This window comes from Aquirufa salirivi (assembly GCF_045310485.1).
Taxonomy (GTDB): domain Bacteria; phylum Bacteroidota; class Bacteroidia; order Cytophagales; family Spirosomataceae; genus Aquirufa; species Aquirufa salirivi.
The window spans coordinates 154,340-171,656 of the sequence record NZ_JBEWZH010000003.1 but is presented as its reverse complement, the minus strand read 5'-3'; the positions used below and the strand labels follow the sequence as shown (position 1 = coordinate 171,656).

At 36.7% G+C, this 17,317-nt stretch carries 14 protein-coding genes; 6 read left to right on the top strand and 8 right to left on the bottom strand.

The window, feature by feature from the left end; all coding sequences use genetic code 11:
* Window positions 1-4 precede the first annotated feature (4 nt).
* Together dapA and ligA are read right to left on the bottom strand one after the other, a co-directional pair.
* Window positions 5-898: a 4-hydroxy-tetrahydrodipicolinate synthase gene (dapA, locus tag U0R11_RS05175; RefSeq protein ID WP_406750292.1), complete on the bottom strand. Its 894-nt coding sequence runs from the start codon at window positions 896-898 to the stop codon at window positions 5-7.
* A gap of 3 nt (window positions 899-901) precedes the next feature.
* A complete protein-coding gene (gene ligA, locus U0R11_RS05170; RefSeq protein ID WP_406750290.1) occupies window positions 902-2,902 on the bottom strand; it encodes an NAD-dependent DNA ligase LigA in 2,001 nt (666 codons plus the stop codon).
* 80 nt (window positions 2,903-2,982) lie between these two features.
* On the opposite strand from ligA, the gene rpe reads away from it, so the two are divergent.
* From rpe to U0R11_RS05145, 5 genes are read left to right on the top strand one after another with little or no spacing between them, the layout of a single operon-like run.
* Entirely contained in the window at window positions 2,983-3,645 is a 663-nt protein-coding gene (gene rpe, locus U0R11_RS05165) for a ribulose-phosphate 3-epimerase (RefSeq protein ID WP_406750288.1), read from the top strand.
* Between the two features lie 5 nt (window positions 3,646-3,650).
* A complete protein-coding gene (locus U0R11_RS05160; RefSeq protein WP_406750286.1) occupies window positions 3,651-5,678 on the top strand; it encodes an OmpA family protein in 2,028 nt (675 codons plus the stop codon).
* Complete coding sequence (locus U0R11_RS05155; protein ID WP_406750284.1) at window positions 5,678-6,802, top strand: acyltransferase family protein; 1,125 nt, start codon at window positions 5,678-5,680, stop codon at window positions 6,800-6,802. The genes U0R11_RS05160 and U0R11_RS05155 overlap by 1 nt, the downstream gene beginning before the upstream one ends.
* A 1-nt stretch (window position 6,803) precedes the next feature.
* Window positions 6,804-7,553: a glycosyltransferase family 2 protein gene (locus tag U0R11_RS05150; protein ID WP_406750282.1), complete on the top strand. Its 750-nt coding sequence runs from the start codon at window positions 6,804-6,806 to the stop codon at window positions 7,551-7,553.
* The gene (locus U0R11_RS05145) at window positions 7,550-8,941 is read left to right on the top strand and encodes a protoporphyrinogen/coproporphyrinogen oxidase (RefSeq protein ID WP_406750280.1); all 1,392 of its coding nucleotides are present in this window, start codon (window positions 7,550-7,552) and stop codon (window positions 8,939-8,941) included. The genes U0R11_RS05150 and U0R11_RS05145 overlap by 4 nt, the downstream gene beginning before the upstream one ends.
* Window positions 8,942-8,948: 7 nt before the next feature.
* Here U0R11_RS05145 and U0R11_RS05140 read toward each other — a convergent pair whose 3' ends face one another.
* Together U0R11_RS05140 and U0R11_RS05135 are read right to left on the bottom strand one after the other, a co-directional pair.
* A complete protein-coding gene (locus U0R11_RS05140; protein WP_406750279.1) occupies window positions 8,949-9,521 on the bottom strand; it encodes a carboxymuconolactone decarboxylase family protein in 573 nt (190 codons plus the stop codon).
* Between the two features lie 46 nt (window positions 9,522-9,567).
* Entirely contained in the window at window positions 9,568-10,116 is a 549-nt protein-coding gene (locus U0R11_RS05135; RefSeq protein WP_166374045.1) for a peroxiredoxin, read from the bottom strand.
* Between the two features lie 101 nt (window positions 10,117-10,217).
* On the opposite strand from U0R11_RS05135, the gene U0R11_RS05130 reads away from it, so the two are divergent.
* The gene (locus U0R11_RS05130) at window positions 10,218-11,138 is read left to right on the top strand and encodes a LysR substrate-binding domain-containing protein (RefSeq protein WP_406750278.1); all 921 of its coding nucleotides are present in this window, start codon (window positions 10,218-10,220) and stop codon (window positions 11,136-11,138) included.
* Here U0R11_RS05130 and U0R11_RS05125 read toward each other — a convergent pair.
* Genes U0R11_RS05125 through U0R11_RS05110 form a run of 4 tightly spaced genes read right to left on the bottom strand, consistent with a single transcriptional unit; the run spans window position 11,125 to window position 17,312 of the window.
* The gene (locus tag U0R11_RS05125; protein ID WP_406750276.1) at window positions 11,125-12,438 is read right to left on the bottom strand and encodes an MFS transporter; all 1,314 of its coding nucleotides are present in this window, start codon (window positions 12,436-12,438) and stop codon (window positions 11,125-11,127) included. The two genes, U0R11_RS05130 and U0R11_RS05125, sit on opposite strands and share 14 nt — an antisense overlap.
* A 2-nt stretch (window positions 12,439-12,440) precedes the next feature.
* Window positions 12,441-15,158: a DNA gyrase/topoisomerase IV subunit A gene (locus tag U0R11_RS05120; RefSeq protein WP_406750274.1), complete on the bottom strand. Its 2,718-nt coding sequence runs from the start codon at window positions 15,156-15,158 to the stop codon at window positions 12,441-12,443.
* A 9-nt stretch (window positions 15,159-15,167) separates the two neighbouring features.
* Window positions 15,168-15,743, bottom strand: coding sequence for an NUDIX hydrolase (locus U0R11_RS05115; RefSeq protein WP_406750272.1), 576 nt, complete (start codon window positions 15,741-15,743; stop codon window positions 15,168-15,170).
* A 9-nt stretch (window positions 15,744-15,752) separates the two neighbouring features.
* Window positions 15,753-17,312: an NAD(P)/FAD-dependent oxidoreductase gene (locus U0R11_RS05110; protein ID WP_406750271.1), complete on the bottom strand. Its 1,560-nt coding sequence runs from the start codon at window positions 17,310-17,312 to the stop codon at window positions 15,753-15,755.
* Window positions 17,313-17,317: the final 5 nt, after the last annotated feature.

Sequence of the window (17,317 nt, the reverse complement as noted above, 5' to 3'; positions counted from 1 at the left end):
GTTATTAATTAGATAAGTTTTCTTGTTGAATAATACGGTTCAATTTTACGCCCAATTCTTCGGATGCTTCGGCTAAAGGCATTCTAACCTGTGCTTGAATCATCCCTTTCAATGCTAAAATCTTTTTCACACCCACGGGGTTGCCTTCTTCATATAGATATGGATCAATAGCTAAGAAACTTCCCAATGATTTTCTAGCTTCAGCAAAATCACCAGCTAAAGCAGCATGAATCATTTGGGTGAATTGTTGAGGAAATGCATTGGCAATCACTGACATGACACCTACTCCACCCACAGAAATAATGGGTACAGCTTGAACATCATCTCCTGAAATCAACAGGAAATTGGCAGGTTTATGTGCGGCTATCTCCATACATTGTTCAATGACACAAGAAGCCTCTTTTACGCCAATGATATTAGGATGTTCCGCTAATGTCAAAATCGTTTCTGGAGACAAATTAATACCTGTTCTTCCCGGGATATTATACAAAATAACAGGAACTGGACTAGTATCTGCTACTGCACGGTAATGTTGGATAACCCCACGGGCACTAGGTTTATTATAATAGGGACAAACCGAAAGTATGGCATCAATACCATCAAAGGAGGTTTGCTTGATTTGGGCCATTAAATTTTCAGTATGGTTTCCACCTAAACCATAAACAATGGGTAAGTTTTTAGTATTAGCTTCCTGAACTGTGGCAATGATTTTCTTCTTTTCATCAGCACTTGTAGTTACAGATTCCCCCGTGGTTCCTTGTACCACTAAATAATCGACACCACCACTTGTTACGTACTGAATAAGGTTTCCTAAGGCCTTCCAATCTATCGTTCGATCAGAAAGCATGGGGGTAATTAGGGCTGGTGCTACCCCGTGAAATTTTGGTAATGTATGCATGAGCTAGTGTAGGAGAGCTAAAAACTCATCCTCTGTGATAATTTTTATAGATAATGAATTTGCCTTTTCTAATTTGGCAGGCCCCATATTTTCACCCGCTACTAAATAATCAAGTTTAGATGAAATACTGGATACAACCTTACCTCCATTGGCAATAATTTTGTCTTTTAATTCTTCTCTTTCGAAGTTTTTAAACACGCCCGAAATTACAAAACTTTTTCCGACCAAGGCTTCTCCCTCTAAAACTATTTCTTGAATTTCTTCGGATAACTGAACTCCGGCATGCTTTAAACGTTCAATTTGCTCAATATTATCTGGATCATCCAAATATTCTCTTAAACTATGTGCAATTCTCTCTCCAATTTCGGGTACAGCAATCAAAGCTTCCAAGGTGGCTAATTTTAGGTTTTCCATGGAATGAAATTGTAAGACCAATTTTTCTGCAATCGTGGCCCCCACATGGCGTATTCCTAATCCAAAGAGTACTTGCCTAAATGGTATAGTTTTTGATTTTTCGATGGAAGTTAAAATGTTGGAAATGGATTTGCTTTGAAATCCTTCCAATCCTTCAAAATGACAAGCTTGTAAATCATAAAGATCAGCTAGGTAGTGAATAATCCCTTTTTCCACCAACAAGTCGATGGTCTCTACTCCTAAGTTTTCAATATTAAGCGCCTTTCTCTGAATAAAATGCTCTATTTTTCCCTTAATCTGTGGAGGGCAATGTTTATCATTCAAACAATAGTGGTTGGCTTCCCCCTCCTGGCGGACCAAAATAGTCCCACAGGCTGGGCATTCGTTTGGGAAAAGAAATTTAGGTGAATCTCCTTTTCGTTTAGCCAAATTTACGGAAGTGATTTTGGGAATGATTTCACCTCCTTTTTCAATAAATACCGTGTCATTTTCTCTCAGGTCCAATCGCTCCATTTCATTTGCGTTGTGCACAGAGGCTCGTTTGATGACTGTTCCGGCTAAATAAACAGGTTTTAGATTTGCCACGGGTGTTACATTTCCCGTTCTTCCTACTTGATAACTGATACTTTCAATCTCTGTTTCAGCGATTTCTGATGGATATTTATACGCAATGGCCCATCGAGGTGATTTAGCAGTAAATCCTAGTCGTTCCTGTTGAGCATAATCATTGATTTTAATTACGATACCATCGGTATTTAATGGTAATTCATGTCGTTTATCTTGCCAATCATGGATGTAAGCCAACACATCCTCCATGGCTTGACATTTTTTCCAGGTTGGAGATACAGGGAATTTAGCTAAAGTTAAAGCTTCCAAACTTTCTTCGTGAGTTTGAAATGGGTTCTCATTGCCTACCATGGCATAGATATAGCATGCCATGTTTCTCCGAGCTACTTCAGCTGAATCTTGCATTTTGAAAGTACCTGAAGCCGCGTTTCTAGGATTGGCTAAGGGTGCTTCTCCCCGACTGATTTTTTGTTCATTGATTGCCTCAAAAGACGACAAGGGCATATAACCCTCTCCTCTTAGTTCAAATTCTCTTGGAAAGATGCTGGAATTTAGTCGAAGAGGTAAACCCTTAATCGTTTTTACGTTATTCGTGATGTCATCCCCTCTTGAACCATCGCCTCGGGTTACACCTTTGATCAGTTTACCATTTTCATACCAAAATGATAAGGCAACTCCATCAAATTTGAGTTCACAGATATATTCATAGTTTTCACCATCCAATGCTTTGGCAACTCGTTCATCAAAATCCCTTAAATCTTGTTCATTATACGTATTTCCCAAAGAAAGCATCGGGAAACGGTGGGTGACACTTTTGAATTGCTTCGTGATGGTTCCTCCAACCCGTTGGCTAGGACTATCAGCCATGGCAAAAAGCGGATTTTCGGCTTCTAATTTTTGTAGTTCAGCCAATAATGCATCAAATTCCTGATCAGAAATAAGGCTTTCATGTTGCTGATAGTAAGCTTCATTATATTGATTAATTTGATGGATTAATTCTTCCATCCGCATTTTCACATCCATGTATCAATTTTTAACATTTAAAGTTAATCGGAAAGCACTAAGAAATAAACCTTAGCCAATAATTTTCATACCTTTGCAAGATGGAAAGTTTAATCATTGCCCCTTCTATTCTAGCTGCTAATTTTGCAGAACTTGGTTCAGAAATCGACATGTTGAATGCCTCTCAGGCTGAATGGATTCATGTCGATGTAATGGATGGAATGTTTGTTCCCAATATATCATTTGGTTTTCCCGTATTAGAGGCCGTCAATAAAAGAGCGACCAAAGTATTGGATGTGCATTTGATGATTGAAAAGCCAGAAAGATATTTGGAGGCTTTTGCTAAAGCTGGAGCACAGGTATTGACAGTACATTATGAAACTTGTCCGCATTTGCATCGTACAGTTCAACAAATCAAAGATTTAGGTTGTTTAGCTGGTGTGGCATTAAATCCTTCTACTCCTGTTCATTTGTTGGAAGATATTATTTCAGATCTTGATTTGGTTTTAATCATGTCAGTAAATCCTGGTTTTGGAGGACAAAAATTTATACCCAATGCCATCAAAAAGACAAAGGAATTAGCTGAATTAGCCGCTTCTAAAGGTTTGACAAAGCTTAAAATAGAAATAGATGGTGGCGTATCCATTTCCAATGCAGGGGATTTAATTCATGCAGGTGCAAATGTATTAGTAGCTGGTAATTTCGTATTTTCTTCCCCCAATCCCATTGATACCATAGCCAATTTGGTGAAATTAGGTAACTAACATTCATGAATTTGAAAATCCGTTTAATTTTTGGAATTTTCTGTTGTCTGCTTGTTTTTAACTTGCCTGCACAGCGTGTTCGCTGGGCAAATAAAGTCATTTCTGTTTCAAGTGAGTATTCTGATCCATTATTAGGTTTGGAATTTAGGTCCTTACATATCTTAGGAAAACCAAGTAAATACCCAACATTTAGTAATAGTCCAAGTGCCTGGCAATCCCTAACTCCTGATAACCCAGCTGGAGAATATATAATCGTTTCATTTGATAGTTTATCTTCTGTCAAGCAAGTGGCTATTTTTGAAAACTATGGTGCAGGATCCATTGTGCGGGTAGATGGATTAGATGAAAACAATAAATTAATCTTGTTAAAGGAGTTTAGCCCGGGTTATGCCCTAAAATCAGCTCAAATTACAAGTATCAAATTACCTACAGCCACGGTTCCTTTACGCGCCATTAAAATATCTATGAATTCCGAACGGATCAAAGGATATTCTCAAATTGATGCGATCGGAATTTCGGATTCAGATGTTCCCGTCGAAGAAAGTTTGAAATTGAACAAGGATGCCAATGCCTATTCTTTTAAGGAGAATTTAGGCAAGGAAATCAATTCGCTTTACAATGAAATTTGTCCTGTGATTAGTCCTGACGGTAAAAAACTCTATTTTACTCGATGGAAGCATCCTTCCAATATGGGGAAGAATAAAAATCAAGATATCTGGGTTTCCAATTGGCAAGCGGATACCAAATCGTGGTCAAAAGCAGAATTATTTCCTGAACCTATTAACAATGATGAAAATAATGCGGTTTGTGGAATCTCGCCCAATGGTAAAACCATGCTATTGAACAACGTGTATCGAAATGACGGACAAATGGAAAAAGGTGTTTCTATGTCCTTTTTGTTGCGAACCGGTGATTGGAGTTTTCCCAAAGCATTGAAAATATTGAATTTTAAAAATAAATCAGAATTCTCAGAGTATTCCTTGGCTCCCAATGGTAAAATTTTAGTTATGACTACGGAGATGAAAGATTCTTTTGGGGGCAAGGATATTTATGTGTCTTTTTGGAAAAATGATGATAGCTGGACGGAACCAAGGAACATTGGTCAGGTTGTCAATACGGGAGAATCTGAATCTACTCCCTTTATAGCTCCTGATGGTGTTACAATGTATTTTTCATCCAGTGGCCATGTAGGATATGGAAATAATGACATCTTTTTAACCCGTCGCTTAGACGATACTTGGTTGAATTGGTCTGAGCCAGAAAACTTAGGTCCTATCGTGAATACAGTTCAATGGGATGGATATTTTTCAGTAGCTGCACAAGGAGATTATGCTTATTTTAGTTCAGTGGAGAACTCATTGGGAGCTGAAGATATTTATCGAATTAAAATACCAGAAAAAGCAAAGCCTTTGACATTGATTCAAATGGCCGGTCAGGTTTTGAATCAAGATTCTCAAGAAACTGTGGCGGCTAGAATTTTGGTTAAATCAGTAGCAGGTACTGACTCCCTTTGGATAGATTATGATCCTTATTTGGGCGATTATAGTTTCATGTGGCCAGCCAAAAAGGCTTTTACCATGCAAGTCGTGAAAGATGGCTACATCTGTCGAGTAGAGAAATTTGATTATAGCTCTGAAAGGAACTTTAAAAGCATTTTAAGGAACCTATTGATAATTCCTATTCAGTTGAATAAGCAATTTCAAATTCCTAACATTAACTTTGATCAAAGTAAAGCGGAATTAATCTCAAGTTCTTATGAAGAACTGGATAAAATTGTTAAAATTCTAAAGGATAATACTAGTTTTAAAATACTGTTAGAAGGACATACCGACAACCAAGGAGACTGGAATGAAAACATGAAACTCTCTCTTGAACGGGTTGAAAATGTTAAAGCATATATCGTTTCCAAGGGGATTAGTGCGAATCGAGTGCGGGTTAAAGGCTGGGGAGGAACAAAACCGATGGCGAGTAATATGAGCGAAGAAAGAAGAAAATTAAACCGAAGAGTGGAGTTTACCCTTCAAGGAGATTAATGAGCGATAAACACGCAGTATATTTCACGCAATTAAATGGTATTCGCTTTTTAGCGGTATTTTTGGTTTTATTGGACCATTGGTTGGTACCAACTATCCCCTTTCCACTGGGACATTTAGGAGTAGTCATATTTTTTGTGCTAAGCGGATTTTTGATCACGCGAATATTATTTCAAAGTGCTGATGACGTAGCCGAAAGAGGCCATTCTCCTTGGAAAAAAATCAAAATATTTATCTTGCGTAGATCCTTACGCATTTTCCCTATTTACTTTCTTATTTTATTGATTGGCGGCTATTTACGCATAGAACCTTTTTCCCAAGTTTGGAAATGGTTAGTATTTTATATGCCTGATTTTTACATCATGTTACATCGGCAGTGGATTGGTGTATGGGATCATCTTTGGTCATTGGCAGTAGAAGAACAATACTATTTAGTATTTCCATATTTTATCTTGTTTTTACCTAGAAAGTACTTTGGTCAATTATTCCCTTGGATGATAGCCTTAGGTTTTTGTTCCCGTTTGTTTTTTTATTTATTGGCCAGTCACGATTTTAAAGAATCGGCATGGATGTGGTCTTATGTTAATCCTTTCAGTGCTATCGATAGTTTTGGTTTAGGTGGCTTATTGGCTTATTTCTATCATTATCATCGTGCTACATTCCAGCAAATAAGTAAAATCAAGTATATATTACCACTTACACTTGCTTCTTTTTTTCTTGTTCTTTGGTTTTCCCACTTAGCGGAATACACCTACGATAATGTCTGGTTTATTGTTGTTGAGCGTAGTGTCGCCGCAATTTTCTCCTTTTTTTTAATTGCTGAAGCTGTAGCTGAAAGGCAACATCTTTTTGGTCGGTTTTTGTCCCTTACTTGGGTAGATTACATGGGTAAGATTTCTTACGGTTTATATTTGTATCATAATTTTATTTATAATTATTATCATCAAGAAGGAAATACTTTATGGTGGGCTATTTCTAAATATATACCCCTATTTCAAACAAATTTCCTTAATTTTATAGTATCAAAATTTTTCGTCAACCTGATTTTATTACTATTTGTTGCAAGCATCTCTTGGTTTGTTATAGAGAAACCAATAAATAGTTTCAAGGATAAATTAAAATAATATGAGTTTGGAATTAGTGGTAGTTATACCTGCTTACAATGAGGAGGAATGTATTCAGCAAGTAGTGGCACATTGGATCAATGGAATTTCTACTTATGTGAATCCAGATAAATTCAAATTACTCATCATTAATGATGGTTCGAGAGATCGGACTGGAGCTATATTAGATGAGATATCTGGGATTTATCCTAATTTGATTGCTAAGCATCAATTAAACGGTGGGCATGGTAATGCAGTGGTTAATGGATACAAAATGGCTGTGGAAATGAACCCAACCTATGTTTTTCAAACCGATTCTGATGATCAGTTCGATGTGAAGGATTTTGGTAATTTTTGGGAAAAAAGAAATCAATCCGAATTCATTTTAGGCTTCCGAAAAGTAAGGCACGATGATCCATTTCGTTTGGTGATTACTCGAATTTTAAAATTCTCCTTATTGTTTATTTATGGCACCTATATTGACGATGCCAATATTCCTTTTCGTTTATTCAAAACAAGTTTCTTAAAGAAGTTGTTACATGCTTTACCAGCACATACTCCTTTTGCTCCCAATATATTTTTAGCTGTTTTGGCGAAAAAATCAGGGCAAAATTTATTTAATATTCCAGTTACTCACCGTGAAAGAGAAACAGGAGAAGTGTCTATTCGTCATTTAAAATTGCTTCAAGTTTGTTGGCAAAGTTTCAAAGAATTAGTAGCCTTTAGAGTTCATTTAAACAGTTTAGTTAAAGAAATTATCCAAGGAAAATGAAATATAAATATGTCATCCTAGGTGGAGGACCCACTGGTCTAGGTGCAGCTTATCGATTAAAAGAGTTAGGAATCACTGATTTTATTGTTCTTGAAAAGGAAAACTTTGTAGGAGGTTTAGCAACAAGTTTTGTGGATGATCAAGGTTTTACTTGGGATGTAGGTGGTCACGTTCAATTTTCTCATTATCAGTATTTTGATGATTTAATGAAATTGGCTTTAGGTGAAGAAGGCTGGTATACACATCAAAGAGAGTCTTGGGTTTGGATTAGAGATCGTTTTGTTCCATACCCTTTCCAAAATAATTTAGGCTACTTACCTAAAGAAGAGCAATGGCAATGTTTGCAAGGTCTTATTGAATTATATAAAAAAGGCCCTTCTCCTAAATTAGCTAATTTTAAAGATTGGATTTTAAATACTTGTGGACAAGGAATTGCCGACGTATTTATGTTTCCATATAATTTCAAAGTGTGGGCCTACCCTCCTGAAATGATGAATGCCAATTGGGTGGGTGAACGCGTGGCAGTAAGTGATTTAGGAAGAATTGTGGAGAATATCATATTTGAAAAGGATGATCTTTCTTGGGGACCCAATAATCTATTCCAATTTCCTAAATCAGGGGGTACTGGATCTATTTGGAAAGCGGTAGGTCAATTGATTGGTGAACCATATTTTCGATTAAATTCTACTGTAAAATCAGTTAAATTAAAGCAACACCAAATTACCTTAGAAGACGGTACTCAGATAGAATACGAACAAGTAATGAGTACGATTCCATTGGATATATTCACACAAAAATGTAAGGATTTACCTTTGGAAGTGACTCAAACTGCTCAAGGTCTGAAACACAGTAGCACCCACGTGATTGGTATTGGATTGAAAGGTAAACCAGTAGAACAATTGGCCAAGAAGTGTTGGATGTATTTCCCTGAGGATAATAGTCCGTATTACCGTGTCACTGTATTTTCTAATTACAGTCCTGATAACGTACCTGATCCTGCCAATCAATGGTCATTAATGGCAGAGGTCAGTGAATCAGATATGAAGCCGGTGAATCGTGCCACTTTGGTAGAAGATACAATCAAAGCAATGTTAGAAGATGGTTTGATTGAATCAGAGGAGCAGGTGATTTCCAAATTTTATTTTTCCACGGCCTATGGATACCCTACTCCATCCATTGAACGCGATGGAATTTTAAAACAAGTATTACCTGTGTTAGAAAAAGATGATGTGTATAGTCGCGGAAGATTTGGTGCTTGGAAATATGAAGTGTCTAATCAGGATCACTCCATGATGCAAGGGGTAGAATGGGCCAATCGCATGGTACATCAAGTACCTGAATTGACCCTTCCATTCCCGAACACGGCTAATGCGATGTGGGGTAAATAATTTTACCCTACAATAAAACGATTAAGCTTTTGAAAATCGCAGTTAAGCGAATGGCATCCATGATGCGGGCTTCTGTGGCACCGTGATTAATAACAGATTGTTCATGCGATTTAACACACATTTCACATCCATTGATGGCAGAAACGGTTAAACTCGCTAATTCAAAGAATTCTTTTCCTAATACAGGGTTTATCATGATGGACATTCTGATTCCTGCTGGAGCAGTATTGTAAAAATCTTTGCCTACAAAATGCTTAAAACGATAAAATACGTTATTGGCATTCAGTAAAGAAGTTAAAGCATGAATCTCGTTGATTTCCGCTTCAGTCGCTCCTTTAGATTTGGCTAATTCAGTCAATGAATTAATAGTAATTTCATGCTTTTGGTTGACAGAAACAGCTAGTGCCAATAATAAGGCTTCCTTTTCTGTCAAAGTAGCATACTTTAATGCATTGGAAACGTTGATCTTTAAATCTTTGATATAACGATTATCTGTGGCATCCAATTGATCCAATAATGGGAATTGACTAGTGGCAGGTAAATTAATTTCGGCTAAAAGATTATCTCTAGTTTCACTCATGATCTTGTTGTTAAAAAGCCCCAAATGAATGGGGCTTTAGTTGATATTATAAGGTTGCTTCTCCAGCTTTCCAGTTACATGGGCAAAGCTCATCTGTTTGTAAAGCATCTAAGACACGTAATACCTCATCTACGTTACGTCCTACTGATAAATCATTGGCAGAAACCCAACGAATGATACCATCTTGATCTGCGATGTAAGTAACACGGTAAGCTACTTTTTCATCTTCTGTTAAAATACCCAATTCTTCGGCTAAACTTTTTGAAGTATCAGCTAACATAGGGAACTTTAATCCACGTAAATCATCATGATCTCTTCTCCAAGCCGCGTGAACGAATTCTGAATCAGTAGATGCACCAATTAAAACTGCGTCACGGTCAGAAAAATCACCAGCACGACGATTGAATTCTGCAATCTCCGTTGGACACACAAAAGTGAAATCTTTTGGCCACCAGAACATCACCATCCATTTACCGTCTTTTTTATGATCTTCTGCAGTTATCGTTGCAAACTCTTTATCTTTTTCTAATGACACTACTGCTTTTTTCTCAAATGCTGGAAATTTACTTCCCAATCCTAACATGTGTGTAGACATAATATATATTGTTTCGTTTAAATGTTGCACAAATTTCGACAAGTTAATTCTATCAAGCAAATCTATATTTGCTATATTTGTATAGTTTTAAACTATACAATATGACAATCACTCAGTTAGAATATATTGTGGCATTAGATGATCTAAAAAGTTTTTCAAAAGCAGCAGATTTTTGTTGTGTTACCCAACCCAGTCTCAGTATGCAAATTCAAAAGCTAGAATCTGAGTTAAATATTGTTTTATTTAATCGAAAAGATAAACCATTAAAAGCTACTTTACAGGGAGAGGAGATTATCCGACAAGCTAGAGTAATTTTAAAAGAAACAGCTACTCTAAAGGAGCTATCCAAAGGTTGGAGTAATCAAGTTTCAGGGAATGTGCGTATTGGTGTTATTCCTACTATTGCCCCTTATTTAATGCCACGATTTTTATCCGGATTTCAACTAAAATTCCCTGAATTGCATATCAATATATCGGAAACCACTACTTCGAATATTGTAAAGGAAATCAAAGAAGGTAAATTGGATATTGGAATTTTAGTAACTCCATTGGGAGATCAATTGATTGAAAAGCATTTGTATTACGAAGAACTTTATCTCTATTCTAATCTTCGCTTAGCTAGTGGTAAAATTTGTAAAATGGTGGAGCCAGAGAATTTATGGTTGTTGGAAGAAGGGCATTGTTTGAGTAGTCAAATTAATTCCATTTGTAATTTAAAATCGGGACAAACCTTAAGCTCGAGAATTACTTATCAAACAGGAAGTTTAGAAACCATTGTACGTATTGCAGAAGATGCTGGTGGTCAAACGATTATACCCGAAATGTTATATGATTTTCTTGATTCAAATAAACAGGATCACGTATTTGCATTGCCATTTCCCAAACCTGTACGAGAGGTTTCTTTGGTCTATTCTCCTAGTTATGCTAGAAAAGGAATCATTCAAGCTTTACATGAAGAAATATTATCGGTCATTCCTGAATCTTGGCGTGAATTAAATAAACGGAATATTATTCCGATCTAAGTACTTCTGGATTGATTTTATGTAGTTTGGCCATGAAGATCAAACTAAGTATGAATACTAATGCCAAAACTAAAATGCCAAAACGCATATTGCCAGTCAATTGAATCAATAAACCAAAAATAAAGGTTCCAACTACGGTAGATGCTCGATCACAGACATCAAAAAAACTGAAGTAGGAAGCGGTATCATGTTCATTTTCAGGACATAACTTAGCGTAGGTCGCTCTGGAGTTTGATTGAATCCCACCCATAACAAAGCCTATAGCGGTGGCTAATAAATAGAAATGAAAGGTTTCATGCACGAAATAGGCGGAACAACAAACCAAAATCCAAAAAATGATGATGATACGAATGGCATTCACATTACCAATTTTTTTAGATAAATGAGCACATACATAGGCACCTGGAATAGCTACTAATTGTATCAGTAATATGGTAATGATGAGTGATTCTGAGGGTAAATGTAACTCTTGGCTTCCAAAGAGCGCTCCTAAAAGCATCACTGTTTGAGAACCCATATTGTACAGGAAGAACCCCAATAAAAAGTTCTTGATGGCAGGAATATGAGTGATTTCATGGAACACTTTTTTAATTTCTTTGAATCCACCTAGCCACCATCTGGGATGTTTTTTTTCTTTTTGAATAGATTTGGGCAGAAAATATAAGGGTATTTGGGCAAAAATAAACCACCAAACTCCCACCGTTAAAAAGGATATTCTAGATGCCATTTCCACGGAAATTCCACCATATAAATCGGGCATTAGGATCATGCTTAAATTCTGTAACAATAGGATAACACTACCTATATAACCCAATGAAAACCCCTTGGCACTTAATTGATCATAGCGATCTGGACTGGCAATTTCCGGTAAAAAGGAATTGTAGAATACTAAACTTCCCCCCCAGCCTATAATGGAAAACAAAAATCCCAAAGAACCAATGATGTATTGTCCTTTGGTGAATAAATACAAAAGCATGCAACTAAATGCGCCTAAATAACAAAAGAAACGCATGAAGTTTTTTTTGCTTCCTGTGTAATCTGCTATTCCTGACAAAAAGGGCATGAATATGGCCAGCACCAAGTAGGCAAAAGAAATGATATAGGAATAAACCACCGTGTTTTGCATAGAAAATCCTGCAATTTCAATCAATTCGGGGTGTTTACTGCCCATCATAATGGCAGCCACTGGAAAATAAATGGGAAATATAGCTGATACAATGGTTAATGAATGTACCGAATTAGCCCAATCATAAAAGGCCCAGGCATTCATAGTTTTTTTATTATTCAGCGATTGTTCCATAGTTAAAATAGGCCTAATTGTTCTCCTGTTCCTAAGTCTTTATGATCAGGTGGCAAATTCTTGATTTCAAAGGGAATATCCTCAACATCATCGGAGGAATTTTCAGATGCAGCATCCATGGCATTTTCCTCTTGATTTGAATCAGTTGATTCAAAACCACCATCTAGGTTTTTAATGATGAATTCTGGCTCATCATCTCCATCCACAATTGGACTTTCATCTTCTGGTTGGATAGGTGCTTTTTCTTCCGTATCAATGAATTGTAAATCCGTTAATTTAGGATAATTCAATTTATTGCCAATGGCTTTCCAACCACGAACATCCACTAATTCGGTGATGGGTACTAATTCTATTTGATTCGTCTTCCCATCGGATTTATGCTTAATCTGCACATTGGGAGCATAATTATCACTGGCCGCAATCAATCTGGAAGCTTTATGGTCAGAAATAAACAAAAACTTCTTATCGATGGTCGTCGTTTCCAATTTGAACCGTTTAATAAAATGATTTTTACTTGCGCCATCTAGGTAGGCAGCAGAGATGACACTGTTTGCTTCATATTTTTTCAAATATAAAATCTCATCAGCTGTATATCGATTGGTTAATTCGAAATGAGTTAATTCATAATTACCTGATTTGTACAATACTAAAATACTGTCTTTAGGTTCAAAATTACCTATAAATTGACCATGTTCATCTCGGTTCAAGCGCCCTACTGTGGCATCATACCAAATATCTACTCCACCTAGCGTGGATACCCCAGCAGATTTTTGAACAATTTTTCTAACTGGATATTTGGTCAATACATTCCCTAAAGACTCACGTCCTTTAATCGCTAATTTGGCAAAATCATAATCAAATTGCTTGATTTTGGCGGTACAATTGGCCGTTAAATTGATTTGAATGATTTCAGCTTCACCGTTTTCATTGGCAGAAAAATAGGTAATTTTCGACTTAGCATTATCACTTACTAATTTATATTCTCGGTCACGAGTTACGGAGGTAACTTTAAATCGTTTGATATAAGAAATGCCATTTTTTCCATCAAAATAGACCAAATTATACACTTTTCGGTCATCATTTTTCTTGAATACCGAACAATACAAAATATCCTTACCTACGAATACTTTCTCTTGTACTTTGGTCACGACGCAGGTACCATTTTGTCGAAATACAATGATATCATCAATATCAGAGCAATCCATGACATATTCATCTTTCTTCAACCCATATCCAATGAAACCATCAGTCCTATTGACATACAATTTTTGATTTGCCGCAGCAACGACTGTGGCCGAAATGGTATTAAAGTTTTGAATTTCAGTCTTTCGTTCTCTACCCTTACCGTATTTTTGTAAGAGGTTTTTGAAATAGTTGATCGCATAAGTGATCAAATTAGCCAAATGATGTTCAACCTCTGTCAATTCTTCTTCTAAACGCTTCATGGCTTCATCCGCCTTGAATGCATCGAATTTTGAGATACGTTTGATACGAATTTCTAATAGGCGTAAGATATCCTCTTCAACTATTTCACGGTAAAAATCTTTTTTGAATGGATCCAAACCCTTATCGACCATTGAAATGACCGATTCGAAGGTCTCACATTCCTCAATATCTCGGTAAATTCTATTTTCAATGAATATTTTCTCCAAGGAACTGAATAGAATACGTTCCATGAGTTCCGCTCGCCTGATTTCTAATTCTTGTTTGAGTAAATCTACGGTTTGATTGGTGCTAACTTTTAAAATTTCTGATATCCCCACAAAATGTGGTTTTTCATCAATGATAACACAAGCATTAGGCGATATGGATATCTCACAATCAGTAAAGGCATACAAAGCATCAATGGTCACATCTGGCGAAATGCCTGGAGCCAATTGGATTTGAATTTCAACATCCTTCGCTGTATTGTCAATGACCTTTTTGATCTTAATCTTACCCGTGTCATTGGCCTTTATGATGGAATCAATCAAAGAAGTAGTGGTAGTGGAATAAGGTATGTCCTTGATTACCAAGGTTTTCTTATCTATCTCTTCAATCTTAGCTCGAATTCTAATTTTCCCTCCACGTAAGCCATCATTATAATTAGAAGCATCCAGCATTCCTCCTGTTAAGAAATCAGGCAATAATTCCACTTTTTTATTGTTCAATAAATCGATGGAAGCCTGTAAAATTTCGCAGAAATTATGAGGCATGATTTTGGTCGCTAAACCTACTGCAATACCTTCAACTCCTTGGGCTAATAATAATGGAAATTTAATGGGTAAAGTAATAGGTTCTTTTTTACGTCCGTCGTAAGACAATTGCCATTTCGTGGTTTGGTTATTAAAAACGACATCATTGGCAAATTTGGATAGTCTTACTTCGATATAACGAGCTGCTGCCGCGCTATCTCCCGTGCGCATATCTCCCCAGTTTCCTTGGCAATCAAATAGTAATTCCTTTTGACCTAGATTAACCATAGCATCCGTGATGGAAGCATCTCCGTGAGGGTGATATTGCATGGTTTGACCTACCACATTGGCTACTTTGTTAAAGCGACCATCATCCATTTCCCTCAAAGCATGAAGAATCCTTCTTTGTACAGGTTTTAATCCATCTGCTACGGCTGGAACAGCGCGTTCAAGAATTACGTAAGAGGCATATTCTAAAAACCAATTTTCGTACATTCCTGCCACGGCAATTTGATTTTGCAAGCTGCCATCCAATGATTCATCCATATAATCAAACTATAATGTTAACTCCCCTATTTTTAGGTGGAATAATTGGTATAAAAACAAGGCTGTAGCACCCCAAATAACTTCACCTTCAAATTCAAATTGAGGGGCCCAATAGGTCTCATTTTGAATCGTTAATTGATGCGCTTTTAATTGCGAATTATCTTGGAAATGTGACACAGGTATTTCAAAAATACGATTTATTTCTCGTTTATCTAAAACGTAATTTTGCTTTTCTTCTAAGACAACAAAATATGGCTGAACCCAATAATTGGAGACCATGACCCAAACGGGTTCCAATGCCGTTAAGGCTTCATAAGGAACATCAATCCCGATTTCTTCTTTTACTTCTCGTATAGCAGTAACTTTCAAATCCTGATCAGATAATTCCTGTTTACCTCCAGGAAAAGCCATTTGTCCTGAATGAGCTCCATCATATACATTTCGTTTTATCAATACAATGGTATTCTGATCCACATTTTTATGAATGATGGCAACCACCGCTGCATGTCGAGCATTATCTTTCACCGATTCCATTTGCATGAAACTTTGATGTAGATTAAAAATGGGCTCAAACATTTCTTTCATCTGCTCTTTCTATTTAGACATGGCTTCTGCGCATCGAATTCCATCCAATGCCGCAGACATAATTCCACCAGCATAACCAGCTCCTTCTCCACAAGGATATAATCCTTTAATTTCTGGGTGCTCTAGGCTCTCCTGATCTCTAGGTATTTTTACTGGGGAAGATGTTCTACTTTCTAAACCAATGATTTGACCAATATTGGTTGAAAAATTAGGTATTTTTTTGTTAAAGTCGCTCAATCCTAAGGCTAATGGCTCAGCTATAAAATCGGGTAAAAAATCCCGCATTTCCCCTGGTATTAAGCCTGGTACATAGGATGTTTCATGAGAAGATTTACTTGTCTTTTTTTGGATAAAATCTAAAGTTAATTGTGAAATGGCCTTTTGCGTTCCTCCAGATAATGCATGTGCTTTTTGCTCTAAAGATTCCTGTAAATACATGCCCGCTAATGCTCCTTCGGATTTAAAGGCTGACCAATCATTTTCCAATAAACTAACAACTATGCCTGAATTAGCATAATGAGAATCTCGTCGAGAAGGCGACATACCATTCACCACCACCTGATTTTGGCTAGTAGCAGAGGGAACAATAAAACCACCAGGACACATGCAAAATGAGAAAACGCCTCTTTGCAAACCTTGATACTTTGTTTGACTCACTAAACTAAAACTGGCAGGTGGTAAATAGTCTGGTCGTTGTTTCGATTTATATTGGCATGTATCAATTAAGGCTTGTCGATGTTCAATTCGTACCCCAATAGCAAAACCTTTAGACTCAATCAGTATGTTTTTTTGTCTTAATAGTTCAAAAATATCACGCGCTGAATGACCTGTAGCTAAAAGAAGCTTTTCTGCCCTGAACTCTTGATTTTGAGCGGTAATTACTCCTTTGATTTGCTTGTTTTGAATGATAAAATCGCTAACTCGTTGATGAAAATGCACCTCACCTCCAGCTTGAATGATAGCATCTCTCATGGAGGCAATGATGGCAGGTAATTTATTGGTTCCTATATGTGGATGTGCTTCAAATAATATATTTTGATCTGCACCATGAGCCACAAAAGTCTCTAATACAGATTTTATATCCCCTCTTTTGGTACTTCTAGTATATAATTTTCCATCAGAATAGGTTCCCGCTCCACCTTCCCCAAAACAATAGTTACTATCCGAATCAACGATATTAAATCGATTGATGGCAGCCAAATCTCTTCTTCTTTCCCTAACATCTTTACCTCTTTCTAATACGATAGGTTTAATTCCCAATTGAATGAGTCGAATCGCGGCAAATAATCCAGCTGGACCACTTCCAACAATAATTACCTGCTGGGCATTAGAATTAAGCTGCTTTAGTTTGGATAGTTGTTGTAAAGAAAAATCGTGGTTCTTATCGTAAAAGCCAATACGTAAATTGACCTTTATTTGTCGACTTCTCGCATCAATCGATTTTTTCTCGATTCGATATTGGCAGCTATTTAATAGATTTGTGCCAAATTCAGAAATAAGAAAGGCTCGAAGCAATTCAGGAGAATGAGCGATTTCTGGACTGACTACAAAATCTTTTAGTTCTAACATCGTGT